The sequence below is a fragment of the Alcaligenes sp. GW821-FHT11D07 genome (genome assembly GCF_058808495.1).
In genome coordinates, this window is the sequence record NZ_JBXART010000003.1 from 1 (window position 1) to 25248 (window position 25248).

Genomic DNA, 25248 nt, shown 5'->3' on the forward strand with positions numbered 1-25248 from the left:
ACTGCTTGCTGTAGCGCTTAGAGGGAAAACCCTGTGTGTGCTGCAGCGAGAAAAGAACTATAGCACGATGAAATTCGGATGTGCAAGCATTCTCTGTCATATTTCTCACTATTTGATGAGTGCAGACCTGGAAAAAGAACGTAGCATATTGATAGATATAAGAAATAGCCCGAAAAAATAATTTTAACTATTTTCCTAGCTACAAGAGTCTGCATCCTGAAGCATCGCTATGAAAGCGTAATGCCTTGCTCCAATCGCCGCTAACTACGTATTTGCATGCAAAGCCAGATCACTATCTCCTCTCTATATAGAGTAGCTACCGGCAAGGCTTAGACGCCGCCCTAAAAATTTCGTCGTTCAGTCCCTTGCTTGCTTGCTTGCTTGCTTGCTTGCTTGCTTGCTTGCTTGCTTGCTTGCTTGCTTGCTTGAACTCAAACTCCCCCTCCACTGAATAGAGCTTGGCCCCTTTGCTCACAAATGAACCAGTCCACTTAACCATGAATAATTTGTTATTCCGCCAAAAGCATCTCCCCCAACTGATCTAATTAAGCGAAGAAGAATAATCGCAGGTAGGTAGGTAGGTAGGTAGGTAGGTAGGTAGGTAGGTAGGTAGGTAGGTAGTCAGACGAAACCCGCTCTGGGTCCGGGTACTGAAGGCTTGGGCGAGTCAGGCTGATTGCCGCAGGCGGAGTTGCAGTCGGGGAGGCAAGCAGTCTGCTGTTTGAGCCCAACGCTTGTGCTTGGTCCGGGGGACCGAGCACTGGGCGAGTTCAGACTGCGCCCCGAATGTGACTCCGACCAGGGTACCGGCGCTTAGCGCCGGCAAGCAGTCCGCCCGAAGCCTTCGGTACCCGGGCCCAGAGTGGCGGCTTACCGAGAGAGCCTACGGCTCCCCTCCTCTTCTTATCCCCTATATAGAGAGCGCCTTCGTTCTCCTCCTATATATAGAGCGCGAACACTCTCGCCCCTATGAAGCCACCGGCTTTTACAGGAGAGCAAAAAAAATCTTATAAATATGGACCGATGCAAAACACCTTCTATATAGAGAAGCATCGCCTTTTCCAGGATCAGAACCCTGCTTATGAAGCTAACCTGAGCAAAAGCACGCTCATCGCCACCTTCCTCTATATATATAGAGAAGCCCGCCCTTTCCAGAACAAGTCCTCTGTTATATGAGTGACATGAGCCAAGGCATCCTCTGCCACTATCTATATAGAAAGCAGCTCCCCCCATACCCATACCCATACCCATACCCATACTCAGACTCAGACTCAGACTCATCCCCCCAAGCACAACAAACTCCAACTCCCCACACTCCCCCATCTAAACAACAGCACATCCTCTCCCCTTCATCGTCAGCCCCGTTTTACGCCTCTTACGCCCCCAAGAAATAAGCTAATCCCCAATTCATCGTTATTTTCTATAGCTGCGTTCATTACCATTCCTTATGCACTTAATCCTCTAAGCAGGCCACTGCTTACTACAGAGAGCAATAATGATTAAACCTATCGTCATCTCCTTGGCATTTGCATTCAGCACGGTACTGGCCCCTTCTGCCTCCGCAGAGCCAGCAAACAGCGAATCAGCAGCCAAAGCGCCCGCCTTGATCTCGGCCTCCGATCTGGCTACTAAGCTGGATCAGGCGAATCTGCGTATTCTGGATATACGCACGGATAAAGAATATGCAGCGGGCCATGTGCCGGGCGCCGTTCATACCCCTTACGGCGCCTATCGTGGCCCTGCCGAAAATGCCGGTGCGCTGCGCTCCGAAGCAGACCTGTCTGCCCTGTTCAGCAAAGCAGGCATATCCAAAGACAGCTACGTTGTAGTGACTTACGCCGGTGCTAACCCAACCGACTTTGGTGCCGCAGCACGCGTGTACTGGACATTGAAAGCCGGCGGCCTGACACAGCTGTCGATTCTGGACGGTGGTTTGCAAGCCTGGGAAGCTGAAGACAAGCCCCTCAGCAAAGACACCCCAACGGTGACGCCAAGCGAATTTACCTACCAATACCGTCAAGACATGGTCGTCAGCACCCAAGAGGTCGCGGATTACATCAAGTCTGGTCAAGCTCCAGTCCTGCTGGACGCCCGCCCACCTGCCTTTTTCAAAGGGGAGCAGCGTGTTGATGCCGCAGCCCGCTACGGCACCTTGCCCGGTGCGCGCGAACTGGACTTCAACAGCTTTTTCCGCAGCGACAAACCCGTCCTGAAAGATACGGATGAACTGGTCAAGATCGTCAAAGAGCAAGGCCTGGATGACAAACCTACCGTCTCTTTCTGCAATACCGGACACTGGGCTGCTACCAACTGGTTTGTACTCTCTGAACTGGCTGGCAACCCGAATGTGAAGCTTTACCCCGAGTCCGTTGTGGAATGGAGCCGTAGCAATCTGCCCATGGACAATCAGCCCTCCCGCTTCGAGGTCTTGAAACTCGATGCCAAGCGCGCCCTTAATTAAATCGTTGGTATCCGAACATGCTTCTTCTAACTAGACTGGGCTTTATCCTAGCCAGCGTAGCCCTGATTGTCGGGGTCGCGCTGGTAGGCGGACTGCGCCAAGGATTGCTGGCCTTGCTGGGGATTGGCTTTGGTGCTGTGCTGCAGGGCGCGCGCTTTGGTTTTACCACCGGCTGGCGTAACTATATTGAACGCCGTGACCCTCAAGGGATCTGGGCGCAGATGCTCTTGCTGGTCCTGGCAGCTGCCTTCACCCTGCCCTTGATCGCCGATAGTGGTGGCGAACTGGTCGGCGCAATTGCCCCCTTGACCATTAGCCTGGTGCTGGGCGCCTTTTTGTTCGGCGCCGCCATGCAGCTGGCCGATGGTTGCGGCTCGGGAACGCTCTATAAAGCAGGCGCTGGCGCACCGATCTCCTTTGCCGTCTTGCCTACCTTTGCCATTGGCAGCTTTTTGGGCGCTTCGCATCAACCCGGCTGGATCGCTCTGGGCGGTTTGCCCGCCGTAGATCTGAATGTCTCTTTCGGTTGGCCAATTGCCTTGCTGATCACTGTCGTCGCATGTGGTGCAGTGTCCTGGTGGGTAGGCCGAGGCGCACGACGTCACCAAAAAGCACAGAACAGCAGTCCAGCAAAATGGGAAATGCGCTGGTGGATGGGTGCCTTGTTGCTGGCCGTCTTGTACGCCATTCACATGGTGGTTGCCGGACAACCTTGGGGCATCGTTTACGGCATTGGACTGTGGGGCGCGAAAGTATTCTCGGCTCTAGGCTGGTCCCCTGTGGGTGACGCCTTCTGGGGAGTTGCTCCGCATGCCCAACGTCTGGCGGAACCTGTCTTGGCTGACGTTACCTCAGTCACCAACTTTGGTTTGATTTTGGGTGCGATGGCCGCCTCTCGCTGGAACCATCCTGCCAATTTCAAGTCGCCCAACTCACGCACCTTGTGGGTAGGCGCGATTGCCGGCTTGGTCATGGGCTACAGTGCTCGTATGGCTTTCGGATGTAATGTAGGCGCATTCCTGGGGGGCATTGCCTCGGCCAGCCTGCATGGCTGGGTCTGGTTTGCACTGGCCTTTGCCGGGTCCATCATAGGCGTGCGCATTCGCCGCCGCGTTAACCCTTGAGTGGCGCAAGCATGAGTAAAACTACTTTCCGCCTTATTACCAGTACCTTCTGGCTGGTCGTCATCGCACTGGTGGTGATGGACAGCTTGCAAGACTACCCATATCGCCCTGAACCCGCCCCCATTGCCTGGGGTAGCGGACAAGCCGCCAGCGGTGGACACTGCTCGGGTCGATAGCTAGCGACTTCAGAACCAGATGGCCCCTGATCGGGAAAGCCCATGCAGCCAGATACATTGACTACATGAGCAAGCCTTCAGGGGCTTTTTCTTGGGCGATAAGAAACAGAACGCCTTACATCGCTAGCTCTGTTCCAGCTTTCTACTCGCGCCGTCCAGTTGGGCACGCGCCACAGCATGTTGATCCCCTATTGTGCCGTGCTAGCATCAGTCAGTTTTTCAACTAAGCGGCTGTCATGCTGAACTTCCTACGCTCCACTTTTATCCGCAGCCTGCGCATGTTCTATACCGTGGCACGAATCATGATTCCCATCATGATCGTGGTACGTATTGCTGCACAGTTAGGTTTGATTGAGCAGGCCGGAAAATTGATCGGTCCGGTCATGGCTTTGGTGGGCTTACCGGCGGAGGCGGGGATTGTCTGGGCAACGACCGCTCTGGCTGGAATTTACGCCGGCATCGGGTCGATGGCAGCCCTAGGCGATAGCTTGAGCTTTACCGTGGCTCAAATCAGCGTGCTGGGCACCATGATGCTGTTCGCTCACAATATGCCGATGGAACAGGCCATCGTTCGTCGAGCAGGTGCCAGTTTCTGGTTTACCGCGACTTTGCGCATTGTTTGTGCCCTGTTATATGGCGGTTTGCTGGCCTGGGGCCTGAACAGCACTGGGCTATTGCAAGAGCCCGTTTCACTAGCCTGGCTTTACGGGCAATCCAATGCGACACAAGGCGGCTGGCAAGGCTGGATTGATTGGCTGTGGGGTACCGCCAGCTCGCTGTTCATGACTTGGCTAATTATTCTGGGTTTGTTGCTGATCCTGTCCATACTGGAAAAAATCGGCTTCACCCGTTTGCTGACCAAGCTGCTACTACCCTTGCTACGTTTTTCTGGCTTGGAAGAGCGAGTCGCCCCAACAACTACGATTGGCGTCCTGCTGGGTCTGAGCTACGGCGGCGCCCTGATTATTGATGAGTCGCGCCAACAAAACTACAGCCCTAGAACCCGCTTGCTGGCTCTGTCCTGGCTGTCCTTAAGCCATTCCTTAATTGAGGATACTGTCCTTATTCTGGCTTTGGGTGCCAACATCTGGGTGGCTCTGGTGGGCCGGCTTGCGCTGACTTTACTGATTATTGGCCTGATGGCCCGTCTGACATTACCAGGTAGCGCCTTGTATAGACGCTACCTTGCTCCTACCCAACAACCTTGAAGCTGCTTAGGGGTTTTTAACCAGCAGATCCTGAAAGCGCTGATAAAACTTTTTGAGTTTGGGCGCAATCACCATCTGACAGTAAGCCTGTTCAGGATGGAGGGCGAAATAATCGCGGTGATAGTCTTCTGCAGGCCAGAAGGTGGGGCTATCGAGCACATGCGTCACGATAGGCTCGTCAAACTGCGATTTAATTTCTTCTATGACCTCAAAGGCCTGACGGCGCTGTTCGTCATTCTGGCAAAAAATAGCAGATGCATATTGAGGCCCTTGGTCGGCACCCTGACGATCCAGCGTAGTTGGATCATGGGTCAGGAAAAATACTTCCAGCAAGTCCCGATAGGAAATGGCAGATGGATCAAACTCCACCTTGACCACCTCAATATGGCCTGTCTGCTTTCCACATACCTGCTCATAGGTGGGATGATCAACGTGGCCACCGCAATATCCGGGCACCACAGACTGCACACCCTGCAAGGCTTTGAAAATCCCTTCTGTGCACCAAAAACATCCGCCACCTAATATGGCTGTTTCCTTCATGAGATCTCCTTTGTTGACGAATTGGCTAGACTCAGCAACCAGGCTGCAATAGCTTGTGCTTGCTCGGCACTGATACGATTTTGAGCAGGCATGGGAATGGCTCCCCAATTACCCCGGCTCCCCTGTTGAATTTGTCGCTGCAAATACGCTTGAGTCTCTTTGGCCGGACCTGCTGCATAGCGTTGGGCGATCTCCTTGAAAGGAGGGCCAACCCGCTTACGGTCGATCTGATGACAAGACAAGCACTGCGCCTGCACTAGCTCCATGAGAGATACCGTATCAGCCTTTGCCGCTAGATTAAAGCTCATCAGCCCACAAAGGACTACTAATGGTAAGCGGCTGGCCCAAGAGACTGAATGCAGCATGATCCTTCCCTTACAATTTACCAAGCCCTAGCCTGGGCTCGCAGTCACGCTATTATCTGATATTCATCTCTGTAATGGGCACGCATGTTAATTCACCCGCAATTTGATCCCGTCGCCATACAACTTGGCCCCCTTGCCATCCATTGGTACGGCTTGATGTATTTGGTCGGCTTTGGCCTGGTATGGCTGGTTGGCTCGGCACGTATTCGCGCAGGCAATGCCCTGCTGACTCGTAAAGACCTGGAAGACCTGATCTTTTACTGCGTCCTGGGCGTAGTAGCGGGCGGACGTCTGGGCTACACCCTTTTTTATCAGCCCTCTTACTATCTGTCGCATCCGCTGGAGATTTTATATGTCTGGCAAGGCGGCATGTCTTTTCATGGCGGCCTGATTGGCGTGCTGGTGACGATTGCTCTCTTTGCCCGGAATCGTCAGCGCCGTTTTCTGGAAGTCAGTGATTTCCTGGCACCGCTGATTCCGCTCGGATTGGCCGTTGGCCGCCTGGGCAACTTTATCAATGGTGAATTGTGGGGCCGCCCAAGCGATGTACCTTGGGCCATGGTATTTCCGCAAGTAGACGGCATTGCACGCCACCCGTCTCAACTCTACGAGATGGCGCTGGAAGGCATTGCTCTATTCATCTTGCTGTGGTGGTTTACCCGTCGCCCTCGCGCTGTGGGACAGACCAGTGCCCTGTTCCTGATCGGCTACGGCTTTTTCCGCTTCATGGTTGAGTACACACGCGAGCCGGATGGCTATCTGGGTCTGTTGAGTGCGGGCCTGTCGATGGGCCAATGGCTGTCACTGCCCATGATTATTGGCGGACTGGCACTGTTTGCCTATGCCAGCAAACAAGCTGGCACTCGCAGTCAGGGATAAAGAAAAGAAAAAAGCCCGTCCAGATTCTGGACGGGCTTTTTTTGTAGGTGCCCCACCATTGCCGTCAAGACCGGCATCCTGGAACCGAAGGTCCAAGATCGGTTGTCATCAGGCCAGCTTCGGGTTCGCCGCGAAGGACGATCGCTCCTATTGGCCAATCCAACAACCTGTATGCCAAAAGCATTGGTTCAAGGAATGTATGGTCGTGTCACGAACACGGCAGGGACTTACTGGGATGAGGCAGCCTGTGAGGAATAACAGGTGGCTGCCTTCAAATTAGTTCAACGCGAATTACCGGAAGGCTCCAGGACTTCGTCCATCATCGCGTTCATGTCTTCAATTTTACGCTTGAAATCGCCAAATGCAACATTAGCCAGTGGACCATCAGGTGCTTTAGCAGATAAAAACTCGCTGGCGATCTGAATAGCGGCCATAACAGCGATGCGTTCACTGCCCGACACACGACCAGAAGCCTTGATGGTCTGCATGCGCTGATCAACTAGTTTAACAGCATCTAGCAAGCGAGCTTTTTCAGAGGGTGGGCACGCCAGAGAATAATCGCGGCCCAACAGGGAAATATCGACTCGTTCCATGATTTACTCCTGTACCGCACCGGGTAGACGCATCAGGATCGAACCAATCTGGTCTCGAGCCTGTCCAGCCACATCGCGCAACACGCCCATTCCGGCTCGTGCACTATCCAGCTCACGTCGCAAAGCCATTACTTGCGCTTGTTCTTGCTCAAGCAGCCTTTTCAATTCAGCCTGATCGGCCTGCGCTTGCTGTTGTACCACATCCAATTGACGCTGATGCGATGCAACACCGGTGGACAAGGACTCAAACTCGTCCTGCTGGCGCCGGTTTTGCTGGCGCAAAGAGTCCAGCTCGGCATCCTGAGTTTTCAGACGAGCTAATAATTGAGCGCGTTCAGCGTGGAGCTGACGAGATTGCTCTACCAGTTGACCAATACGGTCAGCGAGAAAGTCGAGATCTTGCAACATGGGCCTTATCGTAAACCATTGCTAGCGTTACTGGGTAGAGGAATTTCATACTAATGATAACCTTTCACCCATCTTTCCATTACCTTTCAAATTTCTTTCAAAGCCCCTCATCGACCGGCCAACACGCTCCCAAAAAACCCTAAATTTCCCGAATTACCGGGAAAACCCTTAAAAACTAGGGTCATGTCAGGGTTTCCAGTCTGCAAGTGCTCCATTACCATGCGTCACCTCTGTTCAATGCAGTCGGCACAAGCAGAGAACTGGAGCCGTGCTCCTGAATAAAGAAGCTGACACAGGAAAAAAGGAAAACTTATGCGCAAGGCAGACAAGGAGAATCCACCTTATGCAAATTAAAAACAAACAGGACTTTTGGTCCGGGATTATGTTCATGGTCATCGGGGCAGGTTTTGCGCTCGGTGCTACCAGTTACTCAATGGGCACAGCCGCCCGTATGGGCCCTGGCTACTTTCCCTTTTGGTTGGGTGTTTGCCAATGCTTATTAGGAGCTGTTGTCACATTCAGTTCGATGTCTGCCAAAGCGGAAAAAACCGAAGTAGAGAAGTTTAACTGGAAAGTGGCCCTGGTTATCATCGGTGCGGTGGTAGTCTGCGGTCTGACCCTTAACTATTTAGGTGTCTACCTCTCCATTTTCTTGCTTGTTCTGATCAGCAGCTTTGCCAGCCACGAGTTCAGCTGGCCTGTTGCCCTGGCCGCAGCCTTTTTTCTGGTGCTGTTTGTCTGGGCAGCGTTCATCAAAGGCCTGGGGCTGGTGTTCCCCTTGTGGCCAAGTTTCCTGGCCTGATTGGGAGTGAACAGAAATGGAATTATTTGACAACCTGATGCTGGGCTTCTCGGTGGCGTTTACGCCCGAGAACCTGGCCTATGCTTTGCTCGGCTGCGTGCTGGGTACCTTGATTGGCGTGCTGCCGGGTATTGGCCCCGTGCCAACCATTGCCATGCTGCTGCCCATCACCTATGTGCTGCCACCCGTGGCAGGTCTGATCATGCTGGCCGGTATTTACTACGGCGCCCAGTATGGTGGGTCTACAACGGCCATTCTGGTTGCGCTGCCGGGGGAAACGTCAGCCGTGGTGACTGTGCTGGATGGACACCAGATGGCCCGTAATGGCCGTGCCGGTGCTGCCTTGGCAATTGCCGCTCTGGGTTCTTTCTTTGCTGGTTGTGTGGCCACCGTGCTGCTGGCTGCGTTTGCGCCCCCTTTGGCGGAGGTCGCCTTCAAGTTCGGACCGGCGGAGTATTTCTCCTTAATGGTCTTAGGCTTGGTCGGTGCCGTCGTGCTGGCATCAGGTTCCCTGCCTAAAGCCATCTGCATGATCTTACTGGGCCTGTTGCTGGGTATGGTCGGTACTGACGTTAACTCGGGCGTGGCTCGTTATGACTTTGGTATTCCAGAACTGCAAGACGGTATCGACTTTGCTGTCGTCGCCATGGGTGTGTTTGGTTTCTCCGAAATCATGAACAACCTGGAGCTAGGCGACCAGCGTGTCGAGATCACCGGCAAAGTGGGTTCGCTGTATCCCAACAAGCAAGAGTTCAAAGAATCCTGGCCTGCCGTTGTGCGCGGTACCGCCATGGGTTCGGTGCTGGGCATTTTGCCTGGTGGTGGCGCGGTCTTGTCTTCCTTTGCGTCCTACACCCTGGAGAAGAAAATCTCCAAGAACCCGGAACGCTTTGGTAAAGGTCACCCCGCTGGTCTGGCTGGTCCTGAGTCGGCTAATAACGCTGCCGCACAGACCTCCTTTATCCCGCTGCTGACATTGGGTATTCCTGGTAACGCTGTGACGGCGCTGATGATTGGTGCGATGACCATCCACAACATTCAGCCCGGTCCACAAGTGATGACCAGCCACCCCGAGCTGTTCTGGGGCCTGATCGCCTCCATGTGGATTGGTAACCTGATGCTGGTCATCCTGAACCTGCCTCTGGTCGGCCTGTGGGTGAAGCTGCTCAAAGTGCCTTACCGCCTGCTGTTCCCGGCCATCCTGGTGTTCTGCACGGTCGGTGTGTACTCACTGAACTACAACGTGTTTGATATTTTGGTCACGGCTGCCTTTGGTTTTGTTGGCTACGTGTGGTCCAAGCTGCGTTGTGAAGGTGCACCTTTGCTGCTGGGTCTGGTTTTAGGACCGATGATGGAAGAAAACTTCCGTCGTGCCCTGCTGCTGTCTCGCGGTGATTACACCACCTTTGTGACGCGTCCTCTGTCCTTGTCGCTGCTGGTACTGGCCGCCTTCCTGGTGGTGGTGGTTGCCCTACCCGCCGTGAAAAAGAAACGCGAAGAAACCTTCGTGGAAGAGGAATAAGCACACGCTGACATCCACTTCCCCTGCTCTGAGCTCAGGTAGCGACATCACCGCCCTCAAGCAGGATAGTTAAGTAAAAAGGCCTGATTTCGTATCTCCACGAAATCAGGCCTTTTCTTTTGTCAGCCAGCCTTGAACCATTAACAAGACAGTTTTAGTTGCTGGTCTATCAGCAAAGGTGTGCGAACTAGTTAGGACAGCTCACTTATGTATTACTGCCCACTTCATTAAGCCAACAATGCCTGCGTGCACTGCCTACCCAACATGGGAGCCAGAATAACTCCAGGGTGCGCCACCACCGCAAACAGATTTTCCATCCCCGCCACAAAATCACAGATAGGCACTTTGCCCTCTGTCATGGGGCGATGCCCCACTTCAATAGCACATATGGAAGGGGGCAGGGCCAGCTTGAACATACCCGTCAGGGTCTGACAGGTTTGCTCTGCCAAAGCCGGCAGGCCGGCCTCGCCCTGCTCCGGATAGTCAAAAGCAGATAGCAGCCCTTGGCCTCTGGCCGGACGCAACTCCAAATCCTGGGCGCACAGCAAATGGCGGACAAGGCTTTTATCCATCTCGATGCGCATCAATACTGCGGGCAGTGAATAAATTGGCAAGGACAGCCCAACACCGCTTAGCAAATCCACGGCGCCATGACCGTTAGCCAACACCACTTTGTCAGCCAAGACAGTCTGCCCCTGCACGCGCACACCTTGCACCCGCCCACCTGCATGATGCAGGGCCTCCACCTTGCCGGTCAGCACATGGGCCCCCTGCGATTGGGCTGCCAGAATCAAGGCACGAGCCAAATCAACTGGCTCCAGTGCGAAATCGTCAGGGGCCCACGCGGCCAAGGCCGGAGGGGCCAGCAAGCTGGGTTCTATTTCCCTTAACTGCTCCCTCGACAAGCTTTCAAGCGTGGAGCCCGCAGATGCATGATCCGCAATCAAATCAGCGGTTTCCTGCTCTGTCGCCCCCCATAGCAAAGCCCCACGAACTACTAAGGGCAAACTGCCCAGCTCCTGATCCAGACGTTTGAACTCCTCTATGGCGCTCAAACGCAAGGCAAAGGCTGCCGGATCATCGGAGGGGGTACTGGCGCTGGCCCCTACCCACCCAAAGGAAGCCTCTGTGGCAGTGGGGGCAGCGGTGGGTCCTTGATCAATCAAGGTGACCCGAGCCCCGGCTTTACTCAAATGCCAGGCAACCGACGCTCCCATCACACCACCACCGACCACCAAGACTTTGCATGTATGCGTCATACGTTTTTTTGAATCAATTAAAGAGAGATGGCCTGCTGGCTGCCTTACATCCCAGCCGCGGCCCTACACAGCTGCGCCAAGATAAAGCCTGAAAGCACAAACAACAAGGGCCTGAATCCCTTTCGGTAATCAGGCCCTTGTACTAGCGACATCCTGTTTTACATCGTGCCTTGGCGGCGCTTGTAAAAGTTACCGACATACATGGCCAACAAGACCAGGACCGTAGAGATCAAAATCATGATGATCCCCAAGGCAGAGAGCTTGCCCCACAAACCGTCTTCGGCATAACCCAGCACCTGCACGGCCAAGACCTCTGTGCCCGGCCTGGACAGCACTACCGAGACAGTCAGTTCGCGGATGAACATGGTGGCCATCAAAATCCAGGCCGACACCACGCCGGGAATCAGCAAAGGAATAATGATGCGCCGCATGGTGGTCCAAGAACTTGCACCGGCCACGGAAGAAGATTCCTCCAAGTGCGCATGTACTTGCACAAATGCTGCAGACAAAGGCCGAATGCCATAAGGCAGATAGGCGGCAATATAAGCCAGCAACAAGGCCGTGAGCGTGGCGTAGAGCGGTGTTTGCACAAAGAACCACATAAAGCCGATACCAATCACAATGCCTGGGAAGGAAAAGGACAGGAAACTCAAGGTGTCCAGCAATGCCGCCGCCCGCGTTCGCAGCTTGACCACGACGTAAGCGACAAACAGCGATAGCAGCACCCCCAGACTGGCCCCGACTACTGCCAGGAACAGACTGTTTTTCATGGCCACTTTGGAGATCGGATCTTCCAGCACATCAATCCAGTTTGCCCAGCTCATCAGAGAGAATGCGCGAGCACTAGGCACCATGGAGTACGGGATCATGGAGGTGTAGAGCAACACGGCCACCGGCAAGATCACCATCAGCAAGCTGATAAGACCCACGATGATGAACAAAGGCACTTTGGCACGGCGCAGTTCCAGCTGAGTAGGTTTGAAACCCCGGCTGGAAATGGTCACGTACTTGCTGCTTTCCGCTGTCATGTAGCGGTACAGCACGATCAAGGCAATAGAGGCGGACAGCACACTCATCCCCAGCGCCGCCGCTTTTCCATAATCCGGCGCAAAACCGGTGGAGATCATCTCAAAGAGATAGGTTGCCAGAACATCTACCCGGCCCGGCGTACCCAGTACTCGGGGCACGGCATAGGAGGCCAGTGCACGCACAATCGCCAAAATGAACGCTGCCATGATGGCAGGACGCAAAATAGGCAAAGTGACCCGTGTCAGCGTGCGCCACAAACCGCCCCCGAACACGCGCGAAGACTCTTCCATCGACACGTCAAACGAAGCCATGGCAGGCGCAATGATCAGATAGGCAACGGGCATGTTCAGCAAGCCCTCCACCAAAATCATGCCCCACAAGGAATAGATGTTCAGCGGTGCTTCCTGCAAGCCCAAGGTGTCCTGCAAGAACATATTGATCAAACCGTTGGACGGATTGAGCAATAAGGCCCAGCTGACCGAGAACAGCAAGTGCGGAATCATCATGGGCACAATGGACAGGACCGTGAACACACCCTTCATGGGCATATTCGTGCGGGTGTTCAAGTAGGCCAGGAAAACAGCCAGTGCCGTGGAAAACAAGGATGAACCCAAGACGAAAACCACCGTATTAAAGGTGACTTCCAGCAAGAAGGGATCGGTATAGGCGGCCACATACTTGGCCGTGGTGAAGGAACCAAACGCTGTCAGGCCCTGAGAGAAACTTCCCAGCAGCAACATCAAGACCGGACACAGGGTCAGGAAACCGACAATAAGAATGAGCGACCAGCTAAGTGGTCTGCGAGTGTTATTCATGATGCCTCGCCCTTATGCCGACAGCAGCATGCAGTGTTCAGGGTGCAGGTTAAAGCGCACGGTGTCGCCTTCCTTGACCTTCACATCGGGATCGATACACACCAGCAATTTTTCCTTGCCGACCTGAACCTCGGCCTCGTAGGACTCGCCCACAAACTCCAAGGCCAACACTTGTCCATGAAACAGGTTCTGGCCGGTTTCGCCCGACTGGCTGCTGACACGGATAAATTCCGGACGAATGCACAGGGTCACTTCGGTACCCACTGCCAGATCGCGCTTCTTGCTGTGCAATTGGCCCAGTTCGCATTCCACGATGGTGGAGTCCACGCGCTGTTCGCGCACGGTGGCACTGATCTGGTTTGCGCGGCCAATAAAGTCCGCTACAAAGCGGTGGTCTGCATCAAAGTAAATTTTCTCTGGCGATCCGATCTCCAGAACCTTGCCTCCACGCATCACGGCAATGGAATTGGACAAAGCCAGAGCTTCCACCCGGTCGTGCGTTACGTATACGGCCGTAATGTCCAGACGGCTCAAGAACTCGCGCAGCTCTTTGCGGGTTTCTTCACGCAGTTTGGCATCCAGGTTACTGAGCGGCTCATCAAACAAGATGACTTTAGGCTCGGCCACCAAGGCTCGTGCCAATGCCACACGCTGCTGTTGGCCACCGGACAGACGGGTCGCCGAACGCTGATCCACCCCTTCCAGCTGCACAAACTTCAGAATGTTGGCGACCTTTTCACGGATCACCTCTTTGCGCTCACCACGCACTTGCAGGGGGTAAGCAATATTGTCGAACACCGTCATATGCGGCCAGATGGCGTAAGTCTGGAACACCATGCCCAGACCGCGCTTTTCCACTGGCACAGCAATATTTTTCTCTTTGGACCAGACGATTTCGTCCCCAATGCGGATTTCACCTTCGTCTGGTGTTTCCAGGCCCACAATGCAACGCAGCAAGGTAGTTTTGCCGCAGCCGCTGGGCCCTAAAAGTGTGAAAAACTCATTAGCGGGAATCGTCAGGTTGATATTGTCCAAAGCTTTGAAGGTTTTGCCCTCTGAGACGTAGGTCTTGCTTAGGCCGGTAATTTCAATTTGCATAATGAGTAGAAATCTTCAGTAAAAAAGAGGCGAGGCGCCGAGGCGCCCCGTTCTTGGCGAACCAATAAATGTAATGACCGATCAGCGTACAGCGAAAATACGGCTGAATTCACGGCCCCAGCGGACCAGTTCCTCATCGCTCAAATCGCGAATTGGCTCAACCTTAGCTTGCTCAATACCAGCGACAGGTGGATGCACGCCGGGGGCCAGCACATATTCACCTACCTTGTTAGCCAAAATGCCCATGGCTTCGTTGCCCAGCCAGTAATCCAGGAACACACGAGCCGCATCGGGGTGTGGAGCGTTCTTGGTCAAGGCGATCGCACGGGGCGAACCCAGCAAAGGCTGATCCGACATAGGCCCCCAAGCCAATGGAGCCGGCGATTTGGTCACAATGTACTTGGGCATGGAAATAGCGATCAGCTTCTCGCCACTTTCAATGGGCGCAGGAGTGGGGCCGAATGAGGCCACAAACATGGGCTTGTTGGCCGCCAGACCTTTCAGAAACTGCATCCACTGCTCTTCGTCCGTGAATACTTTTTCCTTCAGACCAATCAACCAGCCAATAGTGGATGGGTGGTTGGACGGGTTGGCCATGACAATCTTGTCTTTCCATTTAGGATCAGCCAGATCTTCGTAGCGCTGAGGAGCGTCCTCGGGCTTGAGGTGGTCCGTATTATAGATATAAGACACATATTCAATGCCAAACTGAATAATGGAATCATCTTGCGTGGCCCACTCGGGGTAGCCCTGCACCGCTTCGGACTGATGCGGAATCAGAACGCCCTGCTCTTTGAGCAATTGCAGCATGGGCAGTGGTGCCTGAACCACGTCAGCCATCAATTTACCGGCGTTAAATTCGGTCAGGATGGTGGGGATAAATTTGGAGCTGGAAATACGGGTGTATTTGCCGTCTATGCCTTGAGCTTGCTTCAAGGCCTTCATGATGGGTTCAACCGCTGTAATGTTGGCGTAGAAAACAGCCTGGCCTTGAGCCTTCGCTTTTTCCAGTACTGCTGCATCTGCAGCCCATGCCGCCCATGGCAAAGAGGTACCCATAGACACCAGTCCAGTGGCACCTGCCATCTTCAAAAACCGACGACGGTCAAAAGTAGTCATAAGGTTCAAGTTCCAGTTAATTAGCTAGGAAATTATGTAGGCCCATCATAATCCAGACAGGCACACCCAATTTATTACAAATCTATGACAGGTTTAGAACATGAGGGGCCTGACGCCGTCAAGCATCAAACGCTGTGCCGCTTATTAGCCGCAGCGACAATCCAGCCAGACAAGCTGCGATAAGCTGTACATCCAGACCAATAATTACCTTTAAGGAGAACACCGCCATGAGTCCTTCCATTCAACCAAAATCCTATGATTCGGTCACCCCGCAAAAGGTGGCATTCATTGGACTAGGTGTAATGGGCTACCCCATGGCCGGGCATCTGGCAAAAGCGAGACATCAAGTGACAGTCTATAACCGCAACCAGGCCAAAGCCCAGCAATGGAGCGCAGAATTCAAACAGGAATGGGCGGCAACACCCGCGCGCGCTGCTGAGCAGGCCGATGTCGTCATGGCCTGTGTGGGTAACGATGATGATTTGCGTGCCATTTTCCTGGGACCGGAGGGCGCTCTGGCGGGAATGAAGACAGGCAGCTTGTTTATTGACCACACCACCGCTTCGGCTGATGTGGCAAGAGAGCTGGGTATCGAGGCTGCCAACAATGGTGTGTCCTTTTTGGATGCCCCCATTTCCGGCGGACAGGCTGGTGCACAAAAAGGCATGCTCGGCATTATGTGTGGTGGTCAGCAACACGATATGGACCGCGCACTGCCACTGATGATGAGCTACGCCCAGACCTGTACCCTGATGGGTCCCTTGGGTTCGGGCCAACTATGCAAGATGGTGAACCAGATCGCGGTGGTCGGCCTGTTGCAAGGACTGGCTGAGGCGATGGCCTTTGGGGAGCGAGCAGGTCTGGATATGGAGAAGGCGCTGTCGGTGCTGACCAAGGGCGCAGCGCGCAGCTGGCAGATGGAGGCAAAGGGCCCGACCATGCTGGCAAGAGACTTCCAGCCGGGTTTTACTGTGAACTGGATGTTGAAAGATCTGGATCTGGTGCAGCAAGAAGCCCAGCGTAATGGCGCCCAGTTGCCGGGCACCCATCTAATTCAGGAGCAATTTGCCAAGATTGCGGCCCAAGGCAATAGAGATCTGGATATCTCCACCCTGTTCAGCCTGCTGGCCCGCAATCCCGACGAGGCTTAAGCCGTCGGCCCGGGCTTGGGGGGTTCGGATACGAGCAGCGGTAAGCGCAAAGTTGCCTTCAAACCGTAGCCCCCCATATCGTTAGGCTCGCCATCTGTCAGGACAATCGTGCCGCCGTTGCGCTCCGCGTAGGCTAATGCAATGGCCAGGCCCAAACCGGAACCCGAGCCACGCCCCCCTTTACGAGCAGGGCCTCCACGGTCAAAGCGAACAAACACACTTTCACGCAAACTGGCTGCCAAGCCCATACCGTTGTCGGTCACGCTGATCCAGGCGCGTTTGTCATCCTGTCCGGCCGAGACCGTAATGGCACTGCCACTACCGGCATGGTTAATGGCGTTATGGATCAGGTTGGACACGGACTCATGAATCTCGGCATCACTGGCGTAGACCCACAAGGGGGCTTGCTCCCCCTCTTCTCCAGGTCCGATCCAGCCCAGGTCCTGGCGATGCTCGCGCGCCAGAGGAAGGTATTGCAGAACGACTTCTCGCCCCAAGCTGGCCAGATCAACTTGCCCCTGACTCATGGTGGTTGTATGACTGGCATGAGCCAAAGCCAGCAACTGTTCCGTCAAGCGAGTTGCCTGACCCAGTTGCTTGATAATCGCCCCTAAAGATTCCCGCACCCGTTCAATGTCCGGCTCACGGCGAGCATATTGAGCCTGGGTATGGATAATCGCCAGCGGGGTACGCAACTGATGAGAAGCATCGGCCAAGAACTGGGCCTGCCTGTCTAGTACGGAACGATACAGTTCAATATGGTGGTTGACAGAGCGCACCAAAGGCACGACCTCGCGGGGCACGTCGCGCTCATCCAAGGGCTGAAGATCGTCTACGCTGCGGCTGCGCACTTCCTGGCGCAACACCTGCAAGGGGCGCAATGCCCAAGCAACGGCGAACCACACCAGCAGCACGGCCACCACCAGCATGCGCAAATTGCGAAAGATGCCTTCACGCCAGGCTTCCTGCTGGGTGCGCAGGCGCAAGTCCATGCTTTCGCCCACCATCACCAGCACCTGACGGTGCTCGCCTTTGTAGTGCAAGTCCCGCCACAGGGCGACCATGCGCACGGTGTCATTGCGAAAATAGGAGTCGTAGAAAACAGGTACGCCTTCGTGGTCGGCCAGATTGGATGGTCTAGGCAGACCCTCCATACCTAATAAGGTACGCCCTTTTAGCTGCTTGGCATCTGCACCACCCAGATTACGCACCAAGGGAGTGACTTCTTCGACCCGAAAATATTTGCGATTGCCCGGTCTGGATTCCAGCATGACCTGGGCATAGAAGGGAGGATCAATACGCAAACTGCCGTCGGTATTGAACTCCACGCTGGTCTCCAGCACCTTGGCCGGTTCCAGCAAGGCGCTATCATAGACATTTTCCGTGACGGAATTCATGGCCAGGTAATCTTCCCAGCTGTCATACAAGAGCAGCGCCACCACCCCCGGGATCAGCAGTACCAGCAGCCAGAAGCGCAGACTGCCTTGCCAGGCATTGGCGGGGGGTGGAGAGGGCGTGCTCATGAAACGCCGGATTCCGCCTCAAGGACTTCCAACATATAGCCCAGGCCACGCACCGTCACGATATGCACATCGCTATTGGCCAGTTTCTTGCGCAAACGGTGCAAGACGACTTCAATGGCATCCGGGCTGGCATCGCTGTCGTGCTCAAAAACACGGGCGAACAGCTGGGATTTTTCTACCGGCATCCCTGAACGGCTGATCAAGACCAGCAGTGCCGCGTGTTCGCGCGGCGTCAGATGCACAATGGCGTTGTCCAATAAGAAAGCCCGGCTTTCCGGGTTGTATTCCAGCGAACCGCAGCTGACTACAGGGGCGACGCGCCCACGGCTGCGACGCACCAATGCCGCCAGACGAGCTTCGAGCTCTTCCAGGGCAAAGGGCTTGGTCAGGAAATCATCGGCACCCAGATTCAAACCGCGAACCCTATCCTGCAAGGCACCTTGAGCGGTAAGAATCAGCACTGGCGTGTGATCACCGCGTTCGCGCATCTCGCGCAGCAGCACCAGCCCGTGTTTATCGGGCAGGCGCAAATCCATGACGACCGCATCATACTCATGAGCCGCCAACAACACTTCTGCCGAGCGAGCATCGTGAGCGGGATCGGGCAAAAAACCACTTTGCGCCAAAGCCCGCTCCAGCCATGCGGCCATTTCCCGCTCGTCTTCAACCAATAATATGCGCATGATCCCTGCTATCCAGACTGTCTGCGTCAACTGCGCTTTGGAGACGCTGACGTAAGTAACGATTTTCCTGACGACGCCGGAACAAAATATCCGAGAGCTCGTTCAGCGCTTGCTGATAGACTTCCCGCTTGAACTCAATAACTGAATCAAGTGGCACCCAATATTGACTCCAACGCCATGCATCAAACTCCGGCGTCGTGGACGAGCGCAGGCAAACATCGCTGTCTCGCCCTACCAGCCGCAACAAGAACCAGATTTGTTTCTGACCCTTGTAGTGGCCGCGCGCCTCCCGACGTACAAAATGATTGGGCACGTTGTAGCGAAGCCAATCTCGCGTCCGGCCTAATATACGGATATGCTCAGGAAGCAAGCCCACTTCTTCGTGCAGTTCGCGGTACATCGCCTGTACGGGTGTTTCGCCGTATTTAATACCGCCTTGCGGGAACTGCCAGGCATGTTCCCGAATACGCTTGCCCCAAAAAACCTCGTTCTTGCGATTAACGAGGATAATTCCGACATTAGGACGGTAGCCTTCACGATCTAACATAGGCCACCTCTAACGAATTCAATACAATTAGATCTGATTATACGTACCTGACGAGTTCCCTACCATGCATGCAAGCCAGTATCACATTAATACCCTGAAAGAAGCACCTACCGAAGCCGAAGTTGCCAGCCATCAGCTGATGACACGGGCCGGTATGATCCGTAAAGCGGCCGGTGGTATCTATACCTATATGCCGATGGGTCTGCGCGTGCTGCGCAAGATTGAAAACATCATCCGTCAGGAAATGGACCGCTCCGGCGCCATTGAACTGCTGATGCCTGTGGTCCAGCCTGCCGAACTCTGGGTAGAGTCGGGCCGTTGGGAAAAATATGGTGATGAACTGCTCCGAATCAAGGACCGCCACCAACGCGACTTCGTTCTGCAGCCTACCTCTGAAGAAGTGATCACGGACATCGCCCGCAACGAGATTCACAGCTGGCGCCAACTGCCCATTAACTTCTATCACATTCAGACCAAATTCCGTGACGAACGCCGTCCACGTTTTGGCTTGATGCGCGGCCGTGAATTCACGATGAAGGATGCGTACTCCTTTGACCGTAACGCTGGAGACGCCCAGGCAAGCTACGACACCATGTTCGATGCCTACATGCGCATCTTCGGCCGTTTAGGTCTGAATTTCCGTGCCGTGGCCGCGGACACCGGCTCGATTGGCGGTTCGCGCAGCCATGAGTTCCAGGTCATTGCCGACACGGGCGAAGACTTGCTGGTTTACAACCCCGACACCGACTACGCCGCCAATATCGAACTGGCTCCGGCCCCCTGCCTGCTGGCCGAACGTGCCGCAGCCAGCGAAGCGCTGGTCAAGACCGCAACGCCAGACGCTCCAAAATGCGAACTGGTTGCTCAGTTCCTGGGCTGTGACCTGACGCAAACGGTCAAATCCGTCGTCCTGGCAACAGACCGCGAAGAAGACGGACAGAACAAGGCCACTGTATATCTGCTGTTGGTTCGCGGTGATCACGACGTCAACGACATCAAGGTTTCCAAGCTGGCTGGCTTTGAACAAGGCCACCGACTGGCAAGCGAAGAAGAAATTGTGGCCACCTTTGGCTGCAAGCCTGGATACCTGGGCCCCATCGGAACGCGTCAGCCCGTCCAAGTGATTGCCGACCTGACCGTTGCCAATATGAGCGACTTTGTATGTGGCGCCAACGAAGAAGGCTTTCATTACACCGGTGTTAACTGGGGTCGTGACCTGCCCGAGCCCATCAAGGCTGATCTTCGCAACGTCGTGCATGGCGATCCTGCCCCCGAAGGCGGTCAACTGGCCATCCAGCGCGGCATCGAAGTGGGCCACGTCTTCTTCCTGGGCGATACCTACTCCAAGAAGCTGAATGCCACCTTTTTGGAAACTGATGGTAAACCTGCCGTCATGCAAATGGGTTGTTATGGCATTGGCGTCAGCCGTATTGCCGCCGCTGCCATCGAGCAAAATCACGACGAACGTGGCATTATCTGGCCCCGTGCCATCGCTCCGTTTGAAGTGGTGATCTGCCCTATTGGTTTCAACAAGAGTGATGCCGTACGCCAGACAGCCACCGATCTGTACACCCACTTGAAAGATCAAGGCGTGGATGTGATCCTTGATGATCGCGACGCACGTCCCGGCATCATGTTTGCCGACTGGGAACTGATTGGTGTGCCATTGCGCATCACCATTGGTGAGCGCGGCCTGAAAGAGGGCAAGGTTGAACTGCAAGCCCGCCGCGATGCTGAAAGCACTTCCGTGCCGGTCGAGCAGATTGCTCAGGCCAGCCTGGAGCGTTTGGCAACGCTGTAAGGCTCTCAAGCAGGGTGTGGCCGCTGGCCCGCCCTGCCCGTCAACACAAACTCTTTTACGAACGACATGCTTAATGACAAGTGGGACACCCAAGCCAAGCTGGATATTCGCGTATATTACGAGGACACTGATGCCGGCGGGATCGTGTATTACGCCAACTACCTGAAATTCTTTGAGCGTGCGCGCACAGAGTGGCTCAGAAACCTTGGTGTGAACCAATCGGATGTGGCGGAGCAGAATCAACGCCTGTTCGTAGTCAAGAAGGTTGAAATACAATATCTCAAACCTGCCCGGCTCGATGATTTGATCTCGGTGCGCAGCCGCATTACCCAACTGGGTTCGGCTACCATCCATTTTGAACAAGGTGCCCTGCGTGGCGGGGAACTGTTATGCCAAAGTACCATCCAAATTGTTTGCGTTGACGCCATCACGCTTCGTCCAAGCAAGCTGGACTCTGATTTACGTACCCTCTTGGAAAAGGTTCAGGACTGACCATGCAAGCTACTAGCGACCTGTCGCTGATTTCGCTACTTCTCGATGCCAGTATTCCCGTTCAGCTCGTCATGCTGATTCTGTTGGGAATATCGATTCTTTCGTGGGCCTATATATTCAGTAAGCGGTCTGCACTTAAACGCACGATTGAACAGACCCGCCGCTTTGAGGACGACTTTTGGGCAGGTGGCGATCTGGCCGTGCTGCAACAATCCATTTCCACACGCCGTGCCGAACACGGTGCTCTGGCACGAATTTTTGAAGCCGGCATGACCGAATTCATCAAGGCGCGTCGTGGCCAAAATTCCGGCCCCGCCTTGCTGGACGGCCCACGCCGTGCCATGCGTGCCAGCTACCAGCGCGAGATGGATACGCTGGAAACTCACCTGAACTTTCTGGCCTCGGCCGGTTCGGTCAGCCCTTACATCGGGCTGCTGGGAACTGTGTGGGGGATCATGCACGCCTTCATTGGTTTGTCGGGCATGCAGCAAGCCACCTTGGCTTCAGTCGCTCCCGGTATTGCCGAAGCGCTGATTGCAACCGCTATTGGCCTGTTTGCCGCCATCCCTGCTGTGGTTGCCTACAACCGCTTTACCAACGAGCTCGATCGTATCTCGATCCGCTTTGACAGCTTTATCGACGAATTCCTGAACATCTTGCAGCGGCAGGTGAACTGATGCCATCGATGCGTGGAAGCACCGGCCGTCACGGCCGGCGCATGAAAAACGAGATCAACGTCGTCCCCTACATCGACGTGATGCTGGTGCTGCTGGTGATCTTCATGGTTACCGCACCCATGATTACTCCTGGTCTGGTGGAGTTGCCTTCGGTTGGCCAAGCCTCCGAAGTGCCCGCCAAGCCAGTGGAAATCCAGGTTGACAAGGACGGCAAGCTGGCCATTCGCTTGCGCGATGCGGGCTCCGAGTTCATGAACATCGAAAAGTCCACCTTGCTCAATGAAGTGCGTTCCCGCATGCAGGCCGACAGTCCCGTTGTGATTGCTGCCGACGGCAAAGTTCCCTACGAGACCGTCATGGGCTTGATGGACGAGCTGCGCTCCAACGGCATCACCCGATTGGGTTTGATCGTCGATCGCAACAGCGAACCCGCTGCTCGCAAATAACCTGTGGCCGGAGGCTCTATGGGCCATCCGGCGCGAAAACCTGAACTGAATGAAGCACAGAACACGCAATACCCGCAATCAGGCGCTGCGCTCGCCTGAGCAAAAGGAAGATCGGCGCGGCTTGCTCATCGCCCTGGGTCTGCACGGGCTGCTGCTGCTCGCCATTTTGGCGGGCGCTCTTTTTTCTGCGCCCAAAACACCCAATGCGGTGCAGGTCGAACTGTGGATGGACGGTGTAGCACCGGATGCCGCCGTCAATGCGGACCCCGAAGCCCCCGAGGCCGAACCGGAACCGCAGCCTGAGCCTGAACCCGTCGTCGAGCCAGAGCCCACTCCCGAGCCTGAACCCAAACCTGAGCCACCGCCTGCTCCTACGCCGCCGCCTGAGCCCGCCAAAGTCACGCCACCTGCTGAGCCTGAAGTTGATCCCGAGATCGCTTTGGAGCAGGCTCGCAAAGAGCGCGAGAAAAAAGAGCGTGAAGAAAAGCTGGAACAAGAGCGGCAAGAAAAGCAGCGCCAGGACAAGCTGGCTGCTGAAAAGCGCGAGCGCGAACTGAAAGAAAAGCAGGAACAAGAACGCAAGGCCAAGGCTGAAGCCGACGCAAAAGCCAAGGCCGATGCGGAGCGCAAGGCCAAAGAAGAGGCCGATGCCAAAGCCAAGGCAGATGCAGAGCGTAAAGCGAAAGCCGACGCTGAAGCTAAAGCCAAGGCAGATGCGGAAGCCAAGGCCAAAGCAGACGCTGAGCGTAAAGCCCGTGCAGATGCCGCTGCCAAAGCCAAAGCTGATGCAGAACGTAAAGCCAAGGAAGAAGCCTTCCGCCGTGCCATGCGTGAAGGTGCACCAGGTCGCCCTGGTGGTACCGCCGACCGCAACCAGGCCGGGGGCGGTGGTGGTGATGGTGGCTATGCCGCCAAAGTGCGCGCTTGCGTGCAACCTGGCGTGGTCTACAGCACACCACCCCGTTCTGAAGTCCGTGGCAACCCTGCGCTGCAGTACCGCGTGGACCTGAATGCCGATGGCACACCGAATCGGGTTCAAATCAAACGATCGTCCGGCATCGCCCAGTTCGATGATGCCGTATCCAAGGGCCTTGCCCGTTGCAGCCCTTTCCCCAAACCGCCTAGCGGGCAGTATCCATCGTATATTGATGGCGAATACCGCATGTTCGATTAATCAGGAGATTGCATAATGACCGCCGCTACCTCTGCCCTGGCGACCTTTAGTCGTCATTGGCGCGCCACGGCCACCGGAGCGTTTGCCCTGGCCGCCGGCATGTTCGCCAGCCAACCGGCCCAGGCCCAACTGCGGGTCGATATATCAGGTGTGGGTGCTACCCAGTACCCCATCGCGATCGCCGATTTTGCTGACAATCCAGCCAGCCAGTCTCTGGCTGAAGTCATCCGCGCTGACTTGACCCGTTCGGGACAATTCCAATTGATCAATGCCACCGGTGCTGGTCTGAATGCGGAAAGCACAATTGCGTACGATGAGTGGCGCAATCGCGGTGCTGATTACCTGGCTTACGGCTCTGTCGCTCAAACCGGCGGGCAGTATTCCATCAGCTATCGCCTGGTGGACTCAGTACGTCAAACCCAGCTGGATGGTGTGGCATTTGCGGGCAGCGAAAAAGAACTGCGCCGTATTTCTCACCAGATTGCTGACCGGATTTATGAAAAAATTACCGGCGTACGAGGTGTTTTCTCCACTCGCCTGGCCTATGTGTTGCAGACAGGCAACAATTACGAGTTACAAATTGCTGACTCCGACGGGCAAAATCCGCAAGTAATGTTGCGTTCTAGACACTCTATCATCTCCCCAGCCTGGTCTCCTGACGGTAAAAAGCTGGCTTATGTGAGCTTTGAAAACGACAAACCTGTTGTATATGTGCAAACACTGGCCACCGGTAACCGCGAGCCCTTGGCCAATTTCAAGGGTAACAACAGTAGCCCTGCCTGGGCTCCAAACGGCAATCAGCTTGCTGTTGTGCTCTCCAGGGACGGTATTTCGCAGATTTACACGTTAAATGCAGACGGTTCCGGACTGCGTCGCGTGATGCGTTCGCCACTGATCGATACTGAACCTAGTTTTATGCCCGATGGCAACTCCCTTGTATTTGTGAGCGACCGTGGTGGCGCTCCCAACATTTACAAAGTGAGCCTGGGTGGAGATGATGCTCAACGCATTACCTTCAACGGGAGTTACAATATTTCACCGGAGGTCTCTGCGGACGGTACTAGGCTTGTATACGTCACACGCAGAAACGGTGCTTTCCGAATTGCCACTCAAGATATGGCATCAGGAGCTGAGCAACTGCTGACGACAGGTCCCGACGATCAGTCTCCGAGTTTCGCCCCTAATGGGATGCAGATCTTATATAGTTCTGTTCAGGGGGGCCGCAGTGTCCTAGCTGTGACATCGGTGGACGGTCGCGTTCGTCAGACCCTCTCGTCTTTGAATGGCAAAGTACGCGAACCCACCTGGGGACCATTTACCAACTGACATCCTGTGTGACTCTTTTTCAAAAGGAAT

At 54.9% G+C, this 25248-nt stretch carries 26 protein-coding genes and 1 other RNA gene; 15 read left to right on the forward strand and 12 right to left on the reverse strand.

The genetic code is table 11. The features are described 5' to 3' along the window. The 5 genes from AC1RSM_RS13060 to AC1RSM_RS13080 all read left to right on the forward strand — a co-directional run. On the forward strand, positions 1-181 hold a 181-nt coding region (locus AC1RSM_RS13060), incomplete at its 5' end, for a hypothetical protein (RefSeq protein WP_492932985.1). A 1314-nt stretch (positions 182-1495) separates the two neighbouring features. Then, complete coding sequence (locus AC1RSM_RS13065; RefSeq protein ID WP_492932986.1) at positions 1496-2461, forward strand: sulfurtransferase; 966 nt, start codon at positions 1496-1498, stop codon at positions 2459-2461. A gap of 17 nt (positions 2462-2478) precedes the next feature. After that, positions 2479-3585, forward strand: a complete 1107-nt coding sequence (locus AC1RSM_RS13070; protein WP_492932987.1) for a YeeE/YedE family protein — start codon at positions 2479-2481, stop codon at positions 3583-3585. Between the two features lie 11 nt (positions 3586-3596). Next, the gene (locus tag AC1RSM_RS13075) at positions 3597-3761 is read left to right on the forward strand and encodes a hypothetical protein (protein WP_492932988.1); all 165 of its coding nucleotides are present in this window, start codon (positions 3597-3599) and stop codon (positions 3759-3761) included. Between the two features lie 236 nt (positions 3762-3997). Further along, positions 3998-4969, forward strand: coding sequence for a hypothetical protein (locus AC1RSM_RS13080; RefSeq protein WP_492932989.1), 972 nt, complete (start codon positions 3998-4000; stop codon positions 4967-4969). Between the two features lie 6 nt (positions 4970-4975). On the opposite strand, the gene msrA is transcribed toward AC1RSM_RS13080, so the two are convergent. Both msrA and AC1RSM_RS13090 read right to left on the reverse strand, forming a co-directional pair. Beyond that, positions 4976-5509: a peptide-methionine (S)-S-oxide reductase MsrA gene (msrA, locus tag AC1RSM_RS13085; protein WP_492932990.1), complete on the reverse strand. Its 534-nt coding sequence runs from the start codon at positions 5507-5509 to the stop codon at positions 4976-4978. Next, positions 5506-5874 (reverse strand): c-type cytochrome, encoded by a 369-nt coding sequence (locus AC1RSM_RS13090; protein WP_492932991.1) that lies wholly within the window; start codon positions 5872-5874, stop codon positions 5506-5508. Before AC1RSM_RS13090 ends, msrA begins: the two co-directional genes overlap by 4 nt. An 84-nt stretch (positions 5875-5958) precedes the next feature. Between AC1RSM_RS13090 and lgt the strand changes: the two genes are divergently transcribed. Then, entirely contained in the window at positions 5959-6753 is a 795-nt protein-coding gene (gene lgt, locus AC1RSM_RS13095; protein WP_492932992.1) for a prolipoprotein diacylglyceryl transferase, read from the forward strand. Between the two features lie 45 nt (positions 6754-6798). On the opposite strand, the gene ssrS is transcribed toward lgt, so the two are convergent. The 3 genes from ssrS to AC1RSM_RS13110 all read right to left on the reverse strand — a co-directional run bounded on the left by ssrS (position 6799) and on the right by AC1RSM_RS13110 (position 7754). Continuing rightward, positions 6799-6982, reverse strand: a non-coding RNA gene (ssrS, locus tag AC1RSM_RS13100) — 6S RNA. Positions 6983-7034: 52 nt separating this feature from the next. Continuing rightward, the gene (locus AC1RSM_RS13105) at positions 7035-7346 is read right to left on the reverse strand and encodes a cell division protein ZapA (RefSeq protein ID WP_492932993.1); all 312 of its coding nucleotides are present in this window, start codon (positions 7344-7346) and stop codon (positions 7035-7037) included. Positions 7347-7349: 3 nt separating this feature from the next. After that, entirely contained in the window at positions 7350-7754 is a 405-nt protein-coding gene (locus AC1RSM_RS13110; protein WP_492932994.1) for a hypothetical protein, read from the reverse strand. A gap of 343 nt (positions 7755-8097) precedes the next feature. Here AC1RSM_RS13110 and AC1RSM_RS13115 point away from each other — a divergent pair, with 343 nt between their 5' ends. Then, positions 8098-8556, forward strand: coding sequence for a tripartite tricarboxylate transporter TctB family protein (locus tag AC1RSM_RS13115; RefSeq protein WP_492933687.1), 459 nt, complete (start codon positions 8098-8100; stop codon positions 8554-8556). Between the two features lie 16 nt (positions 8557-8572). Next, the gene (locus AC1RSM_RS13120; protein WP_492932995.1) at positions 8573-10078 is read left to right on the forward strand and encodes a tripartite tricarboxylate transporter permease; all 1506 of its coding nucleotides are present in this window, start codon (positions 8573-8575) and stop codon (positions 10076-10078) included. A gap of 227 nt (positions 10079-10305) precedes the next feature. On the opposite strand, the gene AC1RSM_RS13125 is transcribed toward AC1RSM_RS13120, so the two are convergent. The 4 genes from AC1RSM_RS13125 to AC1RSM_RS13140 all read right to left on the reverse strand — a co-directional run bounded on the left by AC1RSM_RS13125 (position 10306) and on the right by AC1RSM_RS13140 (position 15398). Beyond that, positions 10306-11337 (reverse strand): NAD(P)/FAD-dependent oxidoreductase, encoded by a 1032-nt coding sequence (locus AC1RSM_RS13125; protein WP_492932996.1) that lies wholly within the window; start codon positions 11335-11337, stop codon positions 10306-10308. A 158-nt stretch (positions 11338-11495) separates the two neighbouring features. After that, positions 11496-13181, reverse strand: a complete 1686-nt coding sequence (locus AC1RSM_RS13130) for an ABC transporter permease (protein ID WP_492932997.1) — start codon at positions 13179-13181, stop codon at positions 11496-11498. Between the two features lie 12 nt (positions 13182-13193). After that, positions 13194-14279 (reverse strand): ABC transporter ATP-binding protein, encoded by a 1086-nt coding sequence (locus tag AC1RSM_RS13135; protein ID WP_492932998.1) that lies wholly within the window; start codon positions 14277-14279, stop codon positions 13194-13196. Positions 14280-14360: 81 nt separating this feature from the next. After that, positions 14361-15398 carry an ABC transporter substrate-binding protein gene (locus tag AC1RSM_RS13140; RefSeq protein WP_492932999.1) on the reverse strand — a complete coding sequence of 346 codons (1038 nt, stop codon included), beginning with the start codon at positions 15396-15398 and terminating at the stop codon, positions 14361-14363. Between the two features lie 227 nt (positions 15399-15625). Here AC1RSM_RS13140 and AC1RSM_RS13145 point away from each other — a divergent pair, with 227 nt between their 5' ends. Continuing rightward, a complete protein-coding gene (locus tag AC1RSM_RS13145; RefSeq protein WP_492933000.1) occupies positions 15626-16549 on the forward strand; it encodes an NAD(P)-dependent oxidoreductase in 924 nt (307 codons plus the stop codon). Here AC1RSM_RS13145 and AC1RSM_RS13150 read toward each other — a convergent pair. From AC1RSM_RS13150 to AC1RSM_RS13160, 3 genes are read right to left on the reverse strand one after another with little or no spacing between them, the layout of a single operon-like run. Then, complete coding sequence (locus AC1RSM_RS13150) at positions 16546-18072, reverse strand: sensor histidine kinase (RefSeq protein ID WP_492933001.1); 1527 nt, start codon at positions 18070-18072, stop codon at positions 16546-16548. The genes AC1RSM_RS13145 and AC1RSM_RS13150 overlap by 4 nt on opposite strands. Further along, positions 18069-18755: a response regulator gene (locus AC1RSM_RS13155; RefSeq protein ID WP_022983208.1), complete on the reverse strand. Its 687-nt coding sequence runs from the start codon at positions 18753-18755 to the stop codon at positions 18069-18071. Before AC1RSM_RS13155 ends, AC1RSM_RS13150 begins: the two co-directional genes overlap by 4 nt. Next, complete coding sequence (locus tag AC1RSM_RS13160) at positions 18736-19302, reverse strand: RNA pyrophosphohydrolase (RefSeq protein WP_492933002.1); 567 nt, start codon at positions 19300-19302, stop codon at positions 18736-18738. The genes AC1RSM_RS13155 and AC1RSM_RS13160 overlap by 20 nt, the downstream gene beginning before the upstream one ends. Before the next feature lie 64 nt (positions 19303-19366). Here AC1RSM_RS13160 and AC1RSM_RS13165 point away from each other — a divergent pair, with 64 nt between their 5' ends. The 6 genes from AC1RSM_RS13165 to tolB all read left to right on the forward strand — a co-directional run bounded on the left by AC1RSM_RS13165 (position 19367) and on the right by tolB (position 25218). Next, positions 19367-21103, forward strand: coding sequence for a proline--tRNA ligase (locus AC1RSM_RS13165; protein ID WP_492933003.1), 1737 nt, complete (start codon positions 19367-19369; stop codon positions 21101-21103). A 66-nt stretch (positions 21104-21169) separates the two neighbouring features. After that, on the forward strand, positions 21170-21595 hold the full coding sequence (gene ybgC, locus AC1RSM_RS13170; protein WP_492933004.1) for a tol-pal system-associated acyl-CoA thioesterase: 426 nt from the start codon (positions 21170-21172) through the stop codon (positions 21593-21595). A 2-nt stretch (positions 21596-21597) separates the two neighbouring features. Next, positions 21598-22272 carry a protein TolQ gene (gene tolQ, locus AC1RSM_RS13175; RefSeq protein WP_492933005.1) on the forward strand — a complete coding sequence of 225 codons (675 nt, stop codon included), beginning with the start codon at positions 21598-21600 and terminating at the stop codon, positions 22270-22272. Beyond that, positions 22272-22718 (forward strand): protein TolR, encoded by a 447-nt coding sequence (tolR, locus tag AC1RSM_RS13180; RefSeq protein ID WP_492933006.1) that lies wholly within the window; start codon positions 22272-22274, stop codon positions 22716-22718. Before tolQ ends, tolR begins: the two co-directional genes overlap by 1 nt. Positions 22719-22767: 49 nt before the next feature. Then, positions 22768-23892 (forward strand): cell envelope integrity protein TolA, encoded by a 1125-nt coding sequence (gene tolA, locus AC1RSM_RS13185; RefSeq protein WP_492933007.1) that lies wholly within the window; start codon positions 22768-22770, stop codon positions 23890-23892. 99 nt (positions 23893-23991) lie between these two features. Next, positions 23992-25218: a Tol-Pal system beta propeller repeat protein TolB gene (gene tolB, locus AC1RSM_RS13190; protein ID WP_492933688.1), complete on the forward strand. Its 1227-nt coding sequence runs from the start codon at positions 23992-23994 to the stop codon at positions 25216-25218. Positions 25219-25248 lie beyond the last annotated feature (30 nt).